The organism is Pseudomonas sp. NPDC088885, from assembly GCF_044750025.1.
Taxonomy (GTDB): Bacteria; Pseudomonadota; Gammaproteobacteria; order Pseudomonadales; family Pseudomonadaceae; genus Aquipseudomonas; species Aquipseudomonas rustica.
Map to the genome: position 1 here is coordinate 12,352 of NZ_JBIVJB010000024.1, position 14,781 is coordinate 27,132.

General features: G+C 60.2%; 15 protein-coding genes. 9 read left to right on the forward strand and 6 right to left on the reverse strand.

Going from position 1 to position 14,781, the window contains the following annotated elements:
- The first annotated feature begins 22 nt into the window (after positions 1 to 22).
- Positions 23 to 706 carry an SDR family oxidoreductase gene (locus ACIP1X_RS12830; protein ID WP_150709029.1) on the forward strand — a complete coding sequence of 228 codons (684 nt, stop codon included), beginning with the start codon at positions 23 to 25 and terminating at the stop codon, positions 704 to 706.
- 300 nt (positions 707 to 1,006) lie between these two features.
- Positions 1,007 to 2,365 (forward strand): 8-oxoguanine deaminase, encoded by a 1,359-nt coding sequence (locus ACIP1X_RS12835; protein ID WP_400752555.1) that lies wholly within the window; start codon positions 1,007 to 1,009, stop codon positions 2,363 to 2,365.
- A 130-nt stretch (positions 2,366 to 2,495) separates the two neighbouring features.
- Here ACIP1X_RS12835 and ACIP1X_RS12840 read toward each other — a convergent pair whose 3' ends face one another.
- The gene (locus ACIP1X_RS12840; protein WP_008082140.1) at positions 2,496 to 3,587 is read right to left on the reverse strand and encodes a calcium:proton antiporter; all 1,092 of its coding nucleotides are present in this window, start codon (positions 3,585 to 3,587) and stop codon (positions 2,496 to 2,498) included.
- 287 nt (positions 3,588 to 3,874) lie between these two features.
- Here ACIP1X_RS12840 and ACIP1X_RS12845 point away from each other — a divergent pair, with 287 nt between their 5' ends.
- The 3 genes from ACIP1X_RS12845 (at position 3,875) to ACIP1X_RS12855 (ending at position 7,093) form a co-directional block, all read left to right on the forward strand.
- Positions 3,875 to 4,948: a BMP family ABC transporter substrate-binding protein gene (locus ACIP1X_RS12845; RefSeq protein WP_400752558.1), complete on the forward strand. Its 1,074-nt coding sequence runs from the start codon at positions 3,875 to 3,877 to the stop codon at positions 4,946 to 4,948.
- Between the two features lie 145 nt (positions 4,949 to 5,093).
- Positions 5,094 to 6,059 carry a 2-oxoglutarate and iron-dependent oxygenase domain-containing protein gene (locus tag ACIP1X_RS12850; protein ID WP_400752561.1) on the forward strand — a complete coding sequence of 322 codons (966 nt, stop codon included), beginning with the start codon at positions 5,094 to 5,096 and terminating at the stop codon, positions 6,057 to 6,059.
- Between the two features lie 80 nt (positions 6,060 to 6,139).
- Positions 6,140 to 7,093 carry an adenosine deaminase gene (locus tag ACIP1X_RS12855; RefSeq protein ID WP_400648983.1) on the forward strand — a complete coding sequence of 318 codons (954 nt, stop codon included), beginning with the start codon at positions 6,140 to 6,142 and terminating at the stop codon, positions 7,091 to 7,093.
- A 118-nt stretch (positions 7,094 to 7,211) separates the two neighbouring features.
- Here the strand turns inward: ACIP1X_RS12855 and ACIP1X_RS12860 are convergent, their stop codons facing one another.
- From ACIP1X_RS12860 to ACIP1X_RS12870, 3 genes are all read right to left on the reverse strand, one after another.
- Complete coding sequence (locus tag ACIP1X_RS12860) at positions 7,212 to 8,594, reverse strand: MFS transporter (RefSeq protein ID WP_212546364.1); 1,383 nt, start codon at positions 8,592 to 8,594, stop codon at positions 7,212 to 7,214.
- Positions 8,595 to 8,702: 108 nt separating this feature from the next.
- Positions 8,703 to 9,437, reverse strand: coding sequence for a helix-turn-helix transcriptional regulator (locus tag ACIP1X_RS12865; protein ID WP_053116947.1), 735 nt, complete (start codon positions 9,435 to 9,437; stop codon positions 8,703 to 8,705).
- A 315-nt stretch (positions 9,438 to 9,752) separates the two neighbouring features.
- Positions 9,753 to 10,682 (reverse strand): LysR family transcriptional regulator, encoded by a 930-nt coding sequence (locus ACIP1X_RS12870; protein WP_400752564.1) that lies wholly within the window; start codon positions 10,680 to 10,682, stop codon positions 9,753 to 9,755.
- Between the two features lie 119 nt (positions 10,683 to 10,801).
- Here ACIP1X_RS12870 and ACIP1X_RS12875 point away from each other — a divergent pair, with 119 nt between their 5' ends.
- The 3 genes from ACIP1X_RS12875 to ACIP1X_RS12885 all read left to right on the forward strand — a co-directional run bounded on the left by ACIP1X_RS12875 (position 10,802) and on the right by ACIP1X_RS12885 (position 12,478).
- The gene (locus ACIP1X_RS12875; protein ID WP_400752567.1) at positions 10,802 to 11,095 is read left to right on the forward strand and encodes a putative quinol monooxygenase; all 294 of its coding nucleotides are present in this window, start codon (positions 10,802 to 10,804) and stop codon (positions 11,093 to 11,095) included.
- Positions 11,096 to 11,127: 32 nt separating this feature from the next.
- Positions 11,128 to 12,141, forward strand: coding sequence for a zinc-binding alcohol dehydrogenase family protein (locus ACIP1X_RS12880; protein ID WP_400752570.1), 1,014 nt, complete (start codon positions 11,128 to 11,130; stop codon positions 12,139 to 12,141).
- 163 nt (positions 12,142 to 12,304) lie between these two features.
- On the forward strand, positions 12,305 to 12,478 hold the full coding sequence (locus ACIP1X_RS12885) for a hypothetical protein (RefSeq protein ID WP_172680068.1): 174 nt from the start codon (positions 12,305 to 12,307) through the stop codon (positions 12,476 to 12,478).
- A gap of 5 nt (positions 12,479 to 12,483) precedes the next feature.
- Here the strand turns inward: ACIP1X_RS12885 and ACIP1X_RS12890 are convergent, their stop codons facing one another.
- Both ACIP1X_RS12890 and ACIP1X_RS12895 read right to left on the reverse strand, forming a co-directional pair.
- Positions 12,484 to 13,686, reverse strand: a complete 1,203-nt coding sequence (locus ACIP1X_RS12890; RefSeq protein ID WP_400752573.1) for a multidrug effflux MFS transporter — start codon at positions 13,684 to 13,686, stop codon at positions 12,484 to 12,486.
- Between the two features lie 172 nt (positions 13,687 to 13,858).
- Positions 13,859 to 14,056, reverse strand: coding sequence for a cation transporter (locus tag ACIP1X_RS12895; RefSeq protein ID WP_025111719.1), 198 nt, complete (start codon positions 14,054 to 14,056; stop codon positions 13,859 to 13,861).
- A gap of 148 nt (positions 14,057 to 14,204) precedes the next feature.
- Here ACIP1X_RS12895 and ACIP1X_RS12900 point away from each other — a divergent pair, with 148 nt between their 5' ends.
- Positions 14,205 to 14,588 (forward strand): hypothetical protein, encoded by a 384-nt coding sequence (locus tag ACIP1X_RS12900; protein ID WP_053116942.1) that lies wholly within the window; start codon positions 14,205 to 14,207, stop codon positions 14,586 to 14,588.
- The last annotated feature ends 193 nt before the right edge of the window (positions 14,589 to 14,781 follow it).

Here is a 14,781-nt window from a genome sequence, read left to right on the forward strand (position 1 = left end):
TCATTCATCAAGGAAGCCCGTCATGTCTGCAAAAAACGCACTGATCATCGGCGCCTCCCGGGGCCTTGGCCTCGGTCTGGTGAAAACCCTGCTGGCCGATGGCTGGCAAGTCACCGCCACCGTGCGCAATCCTGCCAATGCCGATGCGCTTCAAGCATTAGGCAAGGTGCGAATCGAGAAGCTCGACATGGACGATCAGCAAGCGGTGATCGCTTTGAGTCAGCAACTCAAGGGTGAAACCTTTGATCTGTTGTTCGTCAACGCTGGGGTCAAAGGCCCGGCCGATCAGACCCCGGGCGGCGCGACACTGGCTGAAGTCGGTCAGCTGTTTTTCACCAACGCAGTGGCGCCGATCAATCTGGCGCAGCGTTTTGTCGGGCAGATTCGTGACGGTAGCGGTGTGCTGGCGTTCATGAGTTCCGGGCTCGGCAGCGTGACGGTGCCGGACGCGCCGGAGCTGGCGTTGTACAAAGCGAGCAAGGCTGCGCTGAATTCGATGACCAACAGTTTTATCACGCAGTTGGGCGAGCAGAAGATGACCGTGTTGTCGCTGCATCCGGGTTGGGTGAAGACGGACATGGGTGGCGAAGGGGCTGACCTTGATGTGGAAACCAGCACCCGTGGGCTGGTTGATCAGGTGAATGCGTACACCGGCAAGGGCGGGCATCACTTCATCAATTACAAGGGTGAAACCATTCCCTGGTAATTGATGATCCCTTGTAGGAGCTGCCGAAGGCTGCGATCTTTTGATTGTAAAAAACAAGATCAAAAGATCGCAGCCTTCGGCAGCTCCTACAGGGTTGCGTGGTTTGTTGGAATGGGCGTTGTCGGATCACATCGCCATGGGTTTGTGTATTTTGGTTGTGTGGTGAGTGGTCGGGTTGGGCTTGCTCGATGCAGCGTTTTGTTTGAAACTGCGCACCTCGTCCCCGCGGCGACCCTGGATCAGCAGACAGGGCATCACTGAGCTGGCAACCCTGAACCCATTTTCAGAGGAGCCGGCAACATGCCCGCGACCCGTACCTGGTTAAAAAATCCCCTCGCTATTTTCACCTCCAACGAGCTCGATGCCCGTGGCGGTCTTGTCGTGCAAGACGGTGTCATCGTCGAAGTGCTGGCTGCCGGCCAACAGCCGTCGGCGCCGTGCAATGAAGTGTTCGATGCCCGCGAGCATGTGATCCTGCCGGGCCTGATCAACACTCACCATCACTTCTATCAAACCCTGACTCGCGCCTGGGCGCCGGTGGTCAATCAGCCGTTGTTCCCGTGGCTGAAAACCCTGTACCCGGTGTGGGCACGTCTGACGCCAGAGAAACTCGCCCTCGCCACCAAAGTCGCTTTGGCCGAGTTGCTGCTGTCCGGCTGCACCACCGCTGCCGACCATCACTACCTGTTCCCGGACGGTCTGGAAAACGCCATCGACGTACAAGTCGAAACCGTCCGTGAACTGGGCATGCGCGCCATGCTCACTCGCGGTTCGATGAGCCTCGGCGAGAAGGACGGTGGCCTGCCGCCGCAGCAGACCGTGCAGGAAGGTCAGGTGATTCTCGACGACAGTCAGCGCCTGATTCACGAGTACCACGAGCGTGGCGATGGCGCGCAGATCCAGATCGCGCTGGCACCGTGCTCGCCGTTCTCGGTGACCCCGGAAATCATGTCGGCCAGTGCTGATCTGGCGAACAAGCTCGACGTGCGCCTGCACACACACTTGGCCGAAACCCTCGATGAAGAAGATTTCTGCCTGCAGCGTTTCGGCCTGCGCACCGTCGATTATCTCGACAGCGTCGGCTGGCTCGGCCCGCGCACCTGGCTGGCCCACGGCATCCATTTCAATCCGGACGAAATCGCTCGCCTCGGTCAGGCGGGCACCGGCATTTGCCATTGCCCGAGTTCGAACATGCGTCTGGCTTCCGGCATCTGCCCGAGTATTGATCTGACTGACGCCGGTGCGCTGTTTGGTCTGGGCGTCGATGGTTCGGCGTCTAACGATGCGTCGAACATGATTCTCGAAGCGCGTCAGGCGTTGTACATCCAGCGTCTGCGTTACGGCGCCGAGAAGATCACCCCGGAACGCGTGCTGGGTTGGGCGACGAAGGGTTCGGCGAGCTTGCTGGGCCGTACCGATATTGGTGAGATTGCCGTGGGCAAGCAGGCGGATCTGGCGTTGTTCAAGCTCGATGAGCTGCGCTTCTCCGGCAGCCATGATCCGATTTCGGCGCTGCTGTTGTGCGGCGCCGATCGTGCGGATCGGGTGATGATTGGTGGCAAGTGGCGCGTGGTTGATGGCCAGGTTGAAGGCCTCGACCTCAAAGGCTTGATCGCCGATCACAGCCAGGCGGCACGCCAACTGATCGCCGGCACCTGATCCCCCTCCCCATATGATCGTTCCCACGCTCTGCGTGGGAATGCATCTCGGGACGCTCCGCGTCCCAGCAGCGGACGCAGAGCGTCCATGGCGGCATTCCCACGCGGAGCGTGGGAACGATCATCCGGCGCTAGAGGCCGAGCAGGGACAGCATGATGAACGTCGCAAACAGTACGAAGTGCGTCATGCCTTCGATGGCATTGGTTTCGCCGTCATTGAGGTTGATTGCACTGACGATCAACGTCAGGAAAATCATCACCGTCTGCACCGGCGTCATCGCCATCTGAAACGGCTGGCCGGTGTACAGCGCCATCGCCTCCATCACCGGCACCGTCAGAATCACCGTCGACAGTGACGCGCCCATCGCAATGTTCACCACCGACTGCATGCGGTTGGCCAACGCTGCGCGCAACGCGGTCAAAATCTCCGGCGCGGCTGAAATGGCCGCCACCAGAATCGCCGTGATCACCGGCGGCGCGCCCGTGCCTTCCAGGCCCAGATCGAGGGTCTTCGACATCACTTCGGCCAGTGCGCCGATCACCACAATGCCAAACACCAGAATGCCGATCGACAGGCCGATGCTCGGTGCTTTCACCTGCGCGTCCTGCGGTTCTTTCTTGCGGCGTTTGTCCGGATAGCTGTAGCTGAAAAAGTAACTGTGCGGGCCGACCTGCATGCGCAGAAACAGCGCATACAGCACCACCATCGCACCGATGGTGAACGCCGAATAAATCTTCCAGTTGGCCTCGGGAATAAACTCCGGCACCACCATCGACACGCCCATGGCGGTGAGGATCATCACGCTGTAGCTGCGCGCGGAATCGTCGTTGTAGGACTGTTCGCCGTGCTTGATCCCGCCCATCAACGCGGCGAGGCCGAGGATGCCGTTGATGTCGAGCATCACGGCGGAATAGATCGTGTCGCGCACCAACGTGGGCGACGCTTCGTTGCTCATCATGATCGCCAGAATCACCACTTCGACCAACACGGCCGCGAGCGTGAGGATCATCGTGCCGTAAGGGTCGCCGACCTTTTCGGCGAGCAATTCAGCGTGATGGGCGACGCGCATCGAGGCGGCGACGATGAAGGCGATCAGCACCAGACCGGCAGTCAGCGCGACGATCTGGCCGCTGTGCAACATCCAGTGTTCCAACGGATAGGCGACGCACGCGGCGATGACGGCCAGTAGCAGAAAACTTTCTTGCTTGAGGATGGTGAGCATGGACGGGCCTTTTACCGAAGAGTGCGAATGAGCTACTGACTGCGGAGCGGCGCTAACGTTTCGTTACACATTAGCGCACCAACTGATAGCGGTACTTTGCCCGGTGCACTTTTATTGGCCTTGAGGGCGCTATCGCGAGCAGGCTCACTCCTACAGGGGAACGCATTCCAAATGTAGGAGTGAGCCTGCTCGCGATGGCCGTTACGCGGTTTCGGAAAGTTTGTTGTCCTGTTGGTCAGCAATTTGCATTGGCCCTGACCACACACAACAAAATGGAGTTCGAATTCATGCAAATACGTCCGCTGCACAAACTGCTGTGCGCCGCCCTCGGTCTGGGGATCAGTCTGAGCGCCAGCGCTGCCGATCCGCTCAAGGTCGGTTTCGTCTACATCGGCCCGATCGGTGACCACGGCTGGACGTATCAGCATGAGCAGGGGCGCAAGGCACTCGCGGAGAAATTCGGCAATCAGATCACCACCAACTACGTGGAAAACGTCGCCGAAGGCGCCGACGCCGAGCGGGTGATCCGCAACATGGCCAAGGACAAATACGATCTGATCTTCACCACCTCGTTCGGCTACATGAACCCGACGCTGAAAGTCGCCAAGCAGTTTCCCAAGGTCACCTTCGAGCACGCCACCGGCTACAAACAGGACAAGAATCTCGGCACCTATCTGGCGCGCACCTACGAGGGGCGCTATGTCGGTGGCTTCCTCGCGGCGAAGATGACCAAGACCAAAAAAATCGGTTACGTCGCCTCGTTCCCTATCCCCGAAGTGATCCGCGACATCAACTCGATTCAACTGGCGCTGAACAAATACAACCCGGGCACCGAGATCAAAGTGGTGTGGGTCAACTCGTGGTTCGATCCGGGCAAAGAGGCCGACGCGGCCAACGCGCTGATCGATCAGGGCGTCGATGTGGTGTTCCAGCACACCGACAGCCCGGCGCCGATTCAAGCCGCCGAACGTCGTGGCGTGTACGCGGTGGGTTACGCCTCGGACATGGCGCACTTCGGCCCGAAAGCGGTGCTGACCTCGATCGTCAACGACTGGGCGCCGCACTATATTCAGGCGACGCAAAGCGTGATGGATCACACCTGGAAACCCCAGGATTACTGGGGCGGTTTGAAGGAAGGCACGATTGAACTGCCGATCAGCGATCTGGTGCCGGCGCCGGTGAAAGCCGAGGCCGAGCAGATCATTGCTGACATCAAGAGCGGTGCGTTCCAGCCGTTCACCGGGCCGATCAAGGATCAGGCCGGCGTCGAGAAAATCCCCGCAGGCGTAAGCGCGACCAATGCGGAACTGGCGTCGATGAACTACTACGTTGAAGGCATGAAGGCCGAGATGCCGAAGTAAATCTCCGATTCACCACACAAAACCCTGTGGGAGCGAGCCTGCTCGCGAAAGCGGTGTGTCATTAAACAAAAATGTTGTCTGACACGCCCTCTTCGCGAGCAAGCCCGCTCCCACATTGGAAACTCAGCGTATTCAAGGATTGTGTATGGATCAGCTTCCGATCATCGACATCAGCCCACTCTATTCCGACGACGAAAACGCCTGGCCTGCGGTGGCCGAGCAGATCGACCTGGCCTGCCGCGAATGGGGCTTTTTCTACATCAAGGGCCATCCGATTTCAGCGCAACGCATCGCCGCCGTGCTCGATCACACCCAACGTTTCTTTGCCCTGCCCGCCGCAGAAAAACTCAAGATCGACATCACCCAGACCCGCCACCATCGCGGTTACGGCGCCATCGCCACCGAGCAACTCGACCCGAGCAAACCCAGCGACCTCAAAGAAACCTTCGACATGGGCCTGCACTTGCCGGCCAACCATCCCGACGTGCTCGCAGAAAAACCGTTGCGCGGGCCGAACCGCCATCCAGCTCAACCCGGATGGGCTGAATTGATGGAGCAACATTACCTCGACATGCAAGCCCTCGCGCAAACCCTGCTGCGCGCTATGACCCTCGCCCTCGACATCGAACGCGACTTCTTCGACAGCCGCTTCAATGAACCCGTCAGCGTCCTGCGCATGATCCATTACCCACCCCGCCACACCGCCAGCTCCGCCGAGCAGCAAGGCGCCGGTGCGCACACCGATTACGGCTGCATCACCCTGCTCTATCAGGACAGCGCCGGCGGCCTGCAAGTGAAAAACGTCAAAGGCGAATGGATCGATGCGCCACCGATTGACGGCACCTTCGTGGTCAATCTCGGCGACATGATGGCGCGCTGGAGCAACGATCGTTATCGCTCGACCCCGCACCGGGTGATCAGCCCGCTCGGCGTTGACCGTTACTCGATGCCGTTCTTCGCCGAGCCGCACCCGGACACGCGCATCGAATGCCTGCCCGGTTGTCAGGACGCACAGCATCCAGCGAAATATCCGACCACCACCTGCGCCGAATTCCTCCTGTCGCGCTTCGCCGATACCTACGCCTATCGCCGTGAGCAGGAAGCCGTTTGATGGATCGCTTGGTCAGGTTTTGCCAATTGTTTCGGCGAGCATCTGTAGAATGCCGTCATTGCACCTGATGAGAAAAGAATATGTACGACTGGCTCAACGCCTTGCCCAAGGCTGAACTGCACCTGCACCTGGAAGGCTCGCTGGAGCCCGAGCTGCTGTTCGCCCTGGCCGAGCGCAACAAGATCGCCCTGCCGTGGAACGACGTGGAAACCCTGCGCAAGGCTTATGCCTTCAACAACCTGCAGGAATTCCTCGACCTGTATTACCAGGGCGCCGACGTGCTGCGCACTTCGCAGGATTTCTACGACCTGACCTGGGCGTACCTGCTGCGCTGCAAAGCACAGAACGTGATTCACACCGAACCGTTCTTCGACCCGCAGACTCACACTGACCGCGGCATTCCGTTCGAAGTGGTGCTCAACGGCATCGCCGCGGCATTGAAGGATGGCGAGCAGCAACTGGGCATCACCAGCGGTCTGATCCTCAGCTTCCTGCGCCACCTCAGCGAAGAAGAAGCCGAGAAAACCCTCGATCAGGCGCTGCCGTTCCGTGATGCGTTTGTCGCTGTCGGCCTCGACAGTTCCGAGATGGGCCACCCGCCAAGCAAGTTTCAGCGCGTGTTCGATCGTGCCCGTCACGAAGGCTTCCTGACCGTTGCCCACGCTGGCGAAGAAGGCCCGCCGGAGTACATCTGGGAAGCCATCGACCTGCTGAAAATCCAGCGCATCGACCATGGCGTACGCGCCATCGAAGACGAGCGACTGATGCAGCGGATCATCGACGAGCAGATCCCGCTGACCGTGTGCCCGTTGTCGAACACCAAACTCTGCGTGTTCGATCACATGTCGCAGCACAACATTCTCGACATGCTCGAGCGTGGCGTGAAGGTCACGGTGAACTCCGATGACCCGGCGTATTTCGGTGGTTACGTGACCGAGAACTTCCATGCGCTGCATGAGCATTTGGGCATGACCCAGGATCAGGCCAAGCGCCTGGCGCAAAACAGCCTGGATGCGCGCCTGGTAAAACCGTAAGCAACAGCGCAAAACCCTTGTAGGAGTGAGCCTGCTCGCGATAGCGGAGTGTCAGACACCGATGTGTTAGCTGACAGAACGCAATCGCGAGCAGGCTCACTCCTACATTGGATCGGTGTTAGCCGTTGGATTGGGTTTCGGTCAGCTCCTCCAGGGTTTTACCGCGCGTCTCCATCCCGAACAACCACACCACCCCCGCCGCAATCGCGAAGCACGCCGCGCCCAGCGCAAACACCCCGCCCTGCCCGGTTATCGGAAACACCAGCCCGGTCACCAATGGCCCGAGCAACGATCCCACGCGGCCAATAGCCGAGGCGAAGCCCGAACCGGTCGCCCGCGCCGACGTCGGATACAACTCCGGCGTGTAGGTGTAAAGCACCGCCCACATACCAAACAGAAAGAACTGCATCAACAACCCAGTGCCGATCAGCAGCGCCACGTTGCCGCCGAACACCGCGCTCTGCCCATACAGAAACGCCATCACCCCGCCGCCGAGCAGCGTAACGATGCACACCGGTTTACGCCCCCAGCGCTCGACCAGCCACGCCGCCATCAGAAACCCGGGAATCCCGCCCAACGAAATCAGCACCGTGTAATACACCGACTGCGTCACGGCAAAACCCGACTGTTGCAGCAACGCACTCAGCCACGACGTCAACCCGTAAAAGCCCAGCAGGGCGAAAAACCACAGACTCCAGATCATCGTCGTGCGCTGGCGATACTGCGGTGACCAGATCTGCTTGAGCGCCGAAAAGAAGTTGCCCGGCGGCGTCACGGTGCGCGGCAAGCGAATCGGTTCCGGCAGCGCCGCACCGCCGAGGGAGGATCGCACCCGCGCTTCGATGCCGTTCAACACCTTGTCCGCCGCTTCATCATGCCCAGCCTGTTCCAGCCATCGCGGTGATTCAGGAATGAAAAAACGAATGGCCAACACAAACACCGCCGGTATCGCCAACACCAGAAAAATGTCGCGCCAGCCAATCAGCGGCAGCAGGAAGTACGAGAGCACGCCCGCCGCAACAAACCCCAGTGGCCAGAAACCGTCCATCAAGGCGATATAACGCCCGCGCCGCTGTGCCGGAATCAGCTCCGACAGCATCGACTGAGCAATGGGAAACTCCATGCCCATGCCGATTCCCAACAGGATGCGGAACAGCGTCAGCGCCTCGACCGTTTGCGCCGTCGAGCACAGATAACTGGCCACGCCCCATAAGACGATGCTCCACTGGAACACCGGTTTACGCCCGAAACGGTCGGCGAGCATGCCCGACAACGACGCGCCCAGCACCATGCCGAAAAAGCTCGAACTGGCGAGCAATCCGGCCTGCGCACTGCTCAGTCCGAACTCGGCCTTAATCGAGCCGAGCAGAAACGTCATCATCGCCAGATCCATCGAATCGAAGAAAAACGCCAAGGCAATGATGATGAAAATGATCCGGTGATAACCGCTGATCGGCAGGCGTTCCAGCCGCTCTGCCGCACTGAAGTGTCGAGTGTCCATGCCGCCTCCCCCCATCCGAAAAGTCCCCGGATCGAGTGTGCGCGATCGCGTTCAGGCGTTCGTGCTGGATGCGACCTGTTCGCAGCCGTGGGCGACGCGGCGACTGCTCTACAACGCCATTTCCAGCTCGGTTTCCCTGGCGAAGCGATGGATTTCGCGCTGGCCGGTGGCGGTCAATTGCAAGGCGCGGGAGTCGTGGGGCAAGGTCAGCCAGCCGGATTGCATGAACAACTGCAACAGCGCCGCGCCGAGGGTGCCGCCCATGTGCGGACGCCTTTCGCTCCAGTCCGGGCAGGCGCAGGCGACTTGCACGTTGCGATGGGCCAGCGCCTGAATGAACACCCCGCGCTTGGCCAGTTGTGTCGAACCTTTGTGCGTGACCACCACGCGCTGTTCGATCTGCTCGATCCAGCCGGCATCGAGCAAACGCTGATACAAATCGGCAGCGAGCGTGCCGCCGAGGTGGTCGTCGCAGAAACGTGCGCGCAGCAGTGAAGACGGCGCCGTCTGCGGTTTGGCAATCGGCGTTGCGCGTTTGAACACGGCGGGAATGTCGCGCGGTGCGCTGGCGATGGTGGCGCTGGCCAGCGCTTCGATCGCCGCGCCGACCTCGGGCGCCGACAGACGGAAAAAGCGCTTGCGCCCACGCACTTCGACTTTCAACAGGCCGCCAGTGGAGAGTCGCGCCAGATGAGCGCTGGCCGAGGACGGCGATAACCCCGCCAGCAACGCCAGCTCTTCGGTTTGCCGCGCCGAGCCATCCATCAAGGCCCACATCATCGCACTGCGCTTGGGGTCAGCCAGCAACGTGGCGATCTGGCTGATGCAAGGTGCATGTTCCATATATTCACTCCCTGTTGAATCGTATCGTCTACTGCTCGCAGACATCTTGACCACTAATGAGTCGTCGGCCAAGACGCGAAATACGCCATGTACCGGGGCCATGCTGGCCACTGACGCAATCTGCCTGGGCACTGAATCAGTCGCCGTTGCGCGCCCGTCACCCGTTCCCGGCGACGGGCGGTGAAGGTCTGTGGATCGGGGTGTCGGTACGGCATGAGGCGGCCGCTAGTATAAGCGGGTTACAGGCTGCGTCCCGCGCCGGGGCCTGCACGGGTGGTGATTGTTGCTGAGAGAAATTTCTCTATTTACCTGCGACTAATGATCAACTTTCGAGAAAGCGGGAAATTGACTACTCAATTCAGCGCATCGGCTGGCGAGCATTTCCCTCAGAAGGTTCACTGGCTTACTCAATTGAGCGCGATGGGCGCACAACAAATTCAGCGGAGCGCGCTCACATAACAGCTCCGGAAGCAGCACTTTGAGGCGTCCGGCGAGGACATCGGCGCCGACGTCGAGCCAGGATTTGTAGGCGATGCCTGCGCCAGCCACCGCCCACAGGCGCACGACATCGGCGTCGTCACTGAAACGGTCGCCACTGACCGTCAGCCCGACTTCGCGCTTGCCGTCGTGAAAACTCCAGTGGTCGTGAACCCGGCTGCCGAGCATGTACAGCAGGCAATTATGTTGCGCCAGTTGTTCAAGCTGACGCGGTTCGCCGTGTCGGGCCAGGTACGCCGGGGAGGCGCAGAGTACGCGCCGGTTGTGCGGGGCGATCGGCATGGCGACCAGACTGGAATCTTCCGGTTCGCCATAGCGCAAGGCGATGTCCACGGGTTGGCGGAACAGGTCGGCGATGCGATCACCGAGCAGCAAGCGCACGGTCAGTTTCGGGTGCTCGCGCTGAAACTCATCCAGCCACGGCAACAAAAAATTGCGACCGAAATCCGAGGGTGCCGATAACTGCAAGATCCCGCTGACCTGATCCTGCCCGCTGGCCAGCAAGCGCCGACCTTCATCGAGGTTGCTCAACGCCGCCCGCGCATATTCAAGAAAACCCTCGCCCTCGGCGGTCAGGCGCAAACTGCGGGTCGAACGCGCCAGCAAACGTGCGCCGAGTTGCTGTTCGATGCGCTTCAACGCCGCGCTGGCCACGGCGGCGGACATGTCCATCACCCGTGCCGCCGCCGACAGACTGCCCAGATCCGCCGCCCGGACAAACAACTGCAAGTCATCGAAACGCAGCATCCTCAGCCTCGATTATCAAAAAAATATTGAAAGAGACTGCTGTTTTAGCCGGTTTTATCCCGCAGAGAAATAGCTAATCATCCGCTCATCGAACTCATCCCGCTTCTCTGGAGCCGCGCATGTCCAAGCCATTCACCGCCATCGCCACCCTGATCGCCAAACCCGGCCAGCAGGACGCCCTCGAACAAGCCCTGCGCGCCTTGGTTGAACCGAGCCGCGCCGAAGACGGTTGCAGCCAGTACGACTTGCACCGCGACCTCGCCGACCCACAGGTTTTTTATGTGATCGAACATTGGGCCAGCGAGGAAATCCTCCAGACGCACAACGCCAGCGCGCATTTCCAGAATTTTCAGGCCACTGCCGCGCAGACCATCGAACACTTCGAGCTCAAGCGCCTCGGCGCGATTGCCTGATTCCTTCTTCTATTACCTGTATGGAGCCACTCATGAAAGCCATCGCCTATTACACGTCCCTGCCGATCAGCGACGCCAAATCCCTGCAAGACATCGAACTGCCAGAACCGGTCGCCGGCCCGCGCGACCTGCTGGTTGAAGTCAAAGCCATCTCGGTCAACCCGGTCGACACCAAAGTGCGACAGAACGTGGCGCCGGAACACGGCGCGGCGAAAGTGTTGGGCTGGGACGTCGCCGGTGTGGTCAAGGCTGTCGGCAGCGACGTGACACTGTTCAAGGCTGGCGACAAGGTTTTCTACGCAGGTTCCATTGCCCGCGCTGGCGGCAACAGTGAACTGCACACAGTAGATGAGCGCATCGTCGGCCATATGCCGAAATCCCTCGGTTTCGCCGAAGCCGCTGCGCTGCCGCTGACCGCGATCACCGCGTGGGAATTGCTCTTCGAACGTCTGCAAATCCGCGAAGGCAAAACCGATGAAGGCCAGAGCCTGCTGATCGTTGGCGCGGCCGGCGGTGTCGGTTCGATCCTCACTCAGTTGGCCAAGCAACTGACGGGGCTGAAAGTGATCGGCACTGCTTCTCGCCAGCAGACCAGCGATTGGGTGAAAGAACTGGGCGCCGATCTGGTGATCGATCACAGCAAGCCGTTGAGCGAAGAACTGAAACGCGCCGGGATCGACAACGTCACTCACGTCGCCAGCCTGACCCAGACCGAGCAGCATCTGGATCAACTGGTCGAGGCACTGGCGCCGCAAGGCAAACTGGCGCTGATTGACGATCCGAAGTCGCTCGACGTGAGCAAACTCAAGCGCAAGAGCCTGTCGCTGCATTGGGAGTTCATGTACACCCGCTCGCTGTTCGAGACGCCAGACATGATCGAGCAGCACAACCTGCTCAATCGTGTGGCTGAGCTGATTGATGCGGGGACGTTGAAGACCACGGTGGGCGAGCATTTCGGTGTGATCAATGCGGCCAATCTGCGTCGGGCGCATGAGTTGCTGGAGAGTGGCAAAGCCAAGGGGAAAATTGTTTTAGAAAGTTTCTAAGAGCGAAAGATCGCAGCCTTCGGCAGCTCCTACAGTGGCTGGCGGGGGCTGCGCGCCCCTTTTTGCCGTCAGTCAGATGGCTGACCCTTGTCACAATTGCGATGGTATTCAGGACTACAATCGAAGCCTCTGCGGTACATCTTTTACGCAAAGGAGGTCAGCAATGAAGATCCTGATAAAAGAAGTGGCAAAGTCTCAATGGCAGGTTCGTCTCGACCAGCACGCCGTGACATTCCGCAGTGAAGCCGAAGCCCTGGCCTTCACCCGCACCCTCGAAGCGCGAATATTTGCGCCCCATCAGATTCCCGACCGCAGCCAGCAGCGCGCCGCCGGCTGAGTGTTTCAGACCTCGGCTTGAGCCTGCGCCAGCGCCCGGGCGTTTTGCAGACGCCGGGTCAGCATCGCGACGCACACCACCAGCAAACCGCAAACGCTGATGACAATCGCCATCGGCACGGCGGTGCCGTCGTGCAACACACCGACCAGAGCCGAAGCCCCGGCGGCGACGCTGAATTGCATGCAACCGAGCAACGCCGACGCACTGCCGGCGCGCCCGCCCTGCCCGTTCATTGCGCAAGCGGCGGCGTTGGGGCTGATGCAGCCGAGGCTCGACACGCAGATAAACAATGGAATCAGCAGCGGCCACAACGATTCGGTGTGCAAGGCGCTGACCACCAATAACGTCAGGCCCGCTGCCAGATAAACCCAGACTGCACGCGCCAGCAGGAATGCCGGGCCACGCTTGGCCAACAGCCGCGCGTTGACCTGCGCCACCAGAATGAAGCCCGCCGCGTTGGTGCCGAACAGCCAGCCGAAATGCTCGGCGGGCACGCCATACAGTTTGATGAAGATAAACGGCGAACCGGCGATGTAGGCGAACATCCCGGCGATGGCGATGCCGCCGGTCAGCGCGTGGCCGAGGTAAACGCGATCACTCAGCAGGCGTGCGTACTGGCGAAAGGCACCGGACAACGGTTGGCGCGGCATGCTCGCTGGCATGCTTTCCGGCAGACCGAGCGCGACCGCGAGGCCGGCCAGGGCGCTGAAACCGGTCAGCACCAGGAAGATCGACTGCCAGCCGGTGGTGTTGACCAGCAAACCGCCGAGCATTGGCGCCAGAATCGGTGCCAGCCCCATCACCAGCATCAGCTGCGAAAACACCTTCGCCGAGCCGACGGCGTCGCACTTGTCGCTGACCACGGCGCGGGAAATTACCATGCCCGCACAGCCGCCCAACGCCTGCACGAAGCGCGCGCCGATCAGCCATTCGAGGTTCGGCGCGTAGGCGCAGGCCAATGAAGCGAGGGTGAACAGGGTCAGGCCGACGAGCAGCGGAATGCGCCGACCAAAGCGATCCGCCACCGGGCCGTAGGCCAATTGGCCGAGGGACAAACCGGCGAAATAGGCGGCCAGGGTCATCTGCACGTGCTTCTCGTCGGTGGCGAACGCCAGCGCCATCGCGGGAAATGCAGGTAAATAAAAGTCGATCGCCAAGGGCCCGAAGGCGGTCAAGGCACCGAGAATCAAAATGGTACGGAAGTTCATCAGGCATCCAGTCAGGCAAGTCGGCAGCCCGACAGTCTAGCTGCGGCTGGACGCCTTGAACATTCCGATAGCTCGCTAACTATAAAAACGGCAAAAGATCGCAGCCTTCGGCAGCTCCTACAGGGAACGCATTCCAATGTAGGAGCTGCCGAAGGCTGCGATCTTTTTGTTTCTAGGCGAGTTTGACGGCGTAGCCCTCTTCGCTGATGACCTCGATCACCTGCTCGGCACTCAGCGCACTTTCAACGCCCACTTCTTTCGCCGCCAGATCGACGCGCACGCTGGCCGCCGGATCTTTGGCCTGCACGGCGTTGGTGATGGCTTTGACGCAGTGACCGCAGGACATGCCTTGAACGTTGAACACTTGCATGGAATGACTCCTTTGAGTGAGGTTGCCGGCAGTGTCGAGCTTGCCACGATGGCAAGGTCAAGTTCTGCAATCATCTGCCGGGCTGGCAATCGGCGCCGCGCTCGGCCAAGCTGCGTGCATCAATGACTTAAATTCAGGAGATTCAGCCATGCGCTGGTCAGCTTTCAGCCTGTTTGGCTTGCTCAGCCTCTTTGCCGCCGTCCCTCAAGTGCAAGCCGCCGGGGAGGATTATGCGGTGCTGATCATCTCCCGCGAGCGTCTGGAAGTGTCGACCTCCTGCGAGATTGGCGTGTACATCCAGGATCAGCTCTCGGCGCGGCTGCTGCAGGAGCAAAGTATTTCCTTCAACCTGCCGCCGGGCACCGTGTCGCTGCGCTTGAAGTTGCTCCCGGGGCAAGTCGCCGGTTGCAATCCGGGCATGCTTGCGCCGGGTTCGCAGGAGATCAAACTGCGTGCCGGGGATGTGCTGAAGTATCGCTTGGCGATGAATTCGGAAGGCGTCTACCTGAAACGCGCCGATCTCGAATACTAAGAAAATCCAAATTGTGTGCAGGCCTTTGTGGCGAGGGGATTTATCCCCGTTGGGCTGCGAAGCGGCCCCGTTCTTTTCAGCTAGACCGATAGCGACTGCTGCGCAGCCGAACGGGGATAAATCCCCTCGCCACAATGAATTTCACCTGAAAATGTTTGCGCATTGAAGGTAGAAGATTGGCGCTTGACCTTGC

Coding starts and splice junctions, on each gene's coding strand:
- ACIP1X_RS12855 (WP_400648983.1), top strand. CDS start 6,140: ATGTACGACTGGCTCAACGCCTTGCCCAAGGCTGAACTGCACCTGCAC.
- ACIP1X_RS12840 (WP_008082140.1), bottom strand. CDS start 3,587: ATGCTCACCATCCTCAAGCAAGAAAGTTTTCTGCTACTGGCCGTCATC.
- ACIP1X_RS12835 (WP_400752555.1), top strand. CDS start 1,007: ATGCCCGCGACCCGTACCTGGTTAAAAAATCCCCTCGCTATTTTCACC.
- ACIP1X_RS12845 (WP_400752558.1), top strand. CDS start 3,875: ATGCAAATACGTCCGCTGCACAAACTGCTGTGCGCCGCCCTCGGTCTG.
- ACIP1X_RS12875 (WP_400752567.1), top strand. CDS start 10,802: ATGTCCAAGCCATTCACCGCCATCGCCACCCTGATCGCCAAACCCGGC.
- ACIP1X_RS12830 (WP_150709029.1), top strand. CDS start 23: ATGTCTGCAAAAAACGCACTGATCATCGGCGCCTCCCGGGGCCTTGGC.
- ACIP1X_RS12890 (WP_400752573.1), bottom strand. CDS start 13,686: ATGAACTTCCGTACCATTTTGATTCTCGGTGCCTTGACCGCCTTCGGG.
- ACIP1X_RS12895 (WP_025111719.1), bottom strand. CDS start 14,056: ATGCAAGTGTTCAACGTTCAAGGCATGTCCTGCGGTCACTGCGTCAAA.
- ACIP1X_RS12880 (WP_400752570.1), top strand. CDS start 11,128: ATGAAAGCCATCGCCTATTACACGTCCCTGCCGATCAGCGACGCCAAA.
- ACIP1X_RS12870 (WP_400752564.1), bottom strand. CDS start 10,682: ATGCTGCGTTTCGATGACTTGCAGTTGTTTGTCCGGGCGGCGGATCTG.
- ACIP1X_RS12850 (WP_400752561.1), top strand. CDS start 5,094: ATGGATCAGCTTCCGATCATCGACATCAGCCCACTCTATTCCGACGAC.
- ACIP1X_RS12885 (WP_172680068.1), top strand. CDS start 12,305: ATGAAGATCCTGATAAAAGAAGTGGCAAAGTCTCAATGGCAGGTTCGT.
- ACIP1X_RS12865 (WP_053116947.1), bottom strand. CDS start 9,437: ATGGAACATGCACCTTGCATCAGCCAGATCGCCACGTTGCTGGCTGAC.
- ACIP1X_RS12860 (WP_212546364.1), bottom strand. CDS start 8,594: ATGGACACTCGACACTTCAGTGCGGCAGAGCGGCTGGAACGCCTGCCG.
- ACIP1X_RS12900 (WP_053116942.1), top strand. CDS start 14,205: ATGCGCTGGTCAGCTTTCAGCCTGTTTGGCTTGCTCAGCCTCTTTGCC.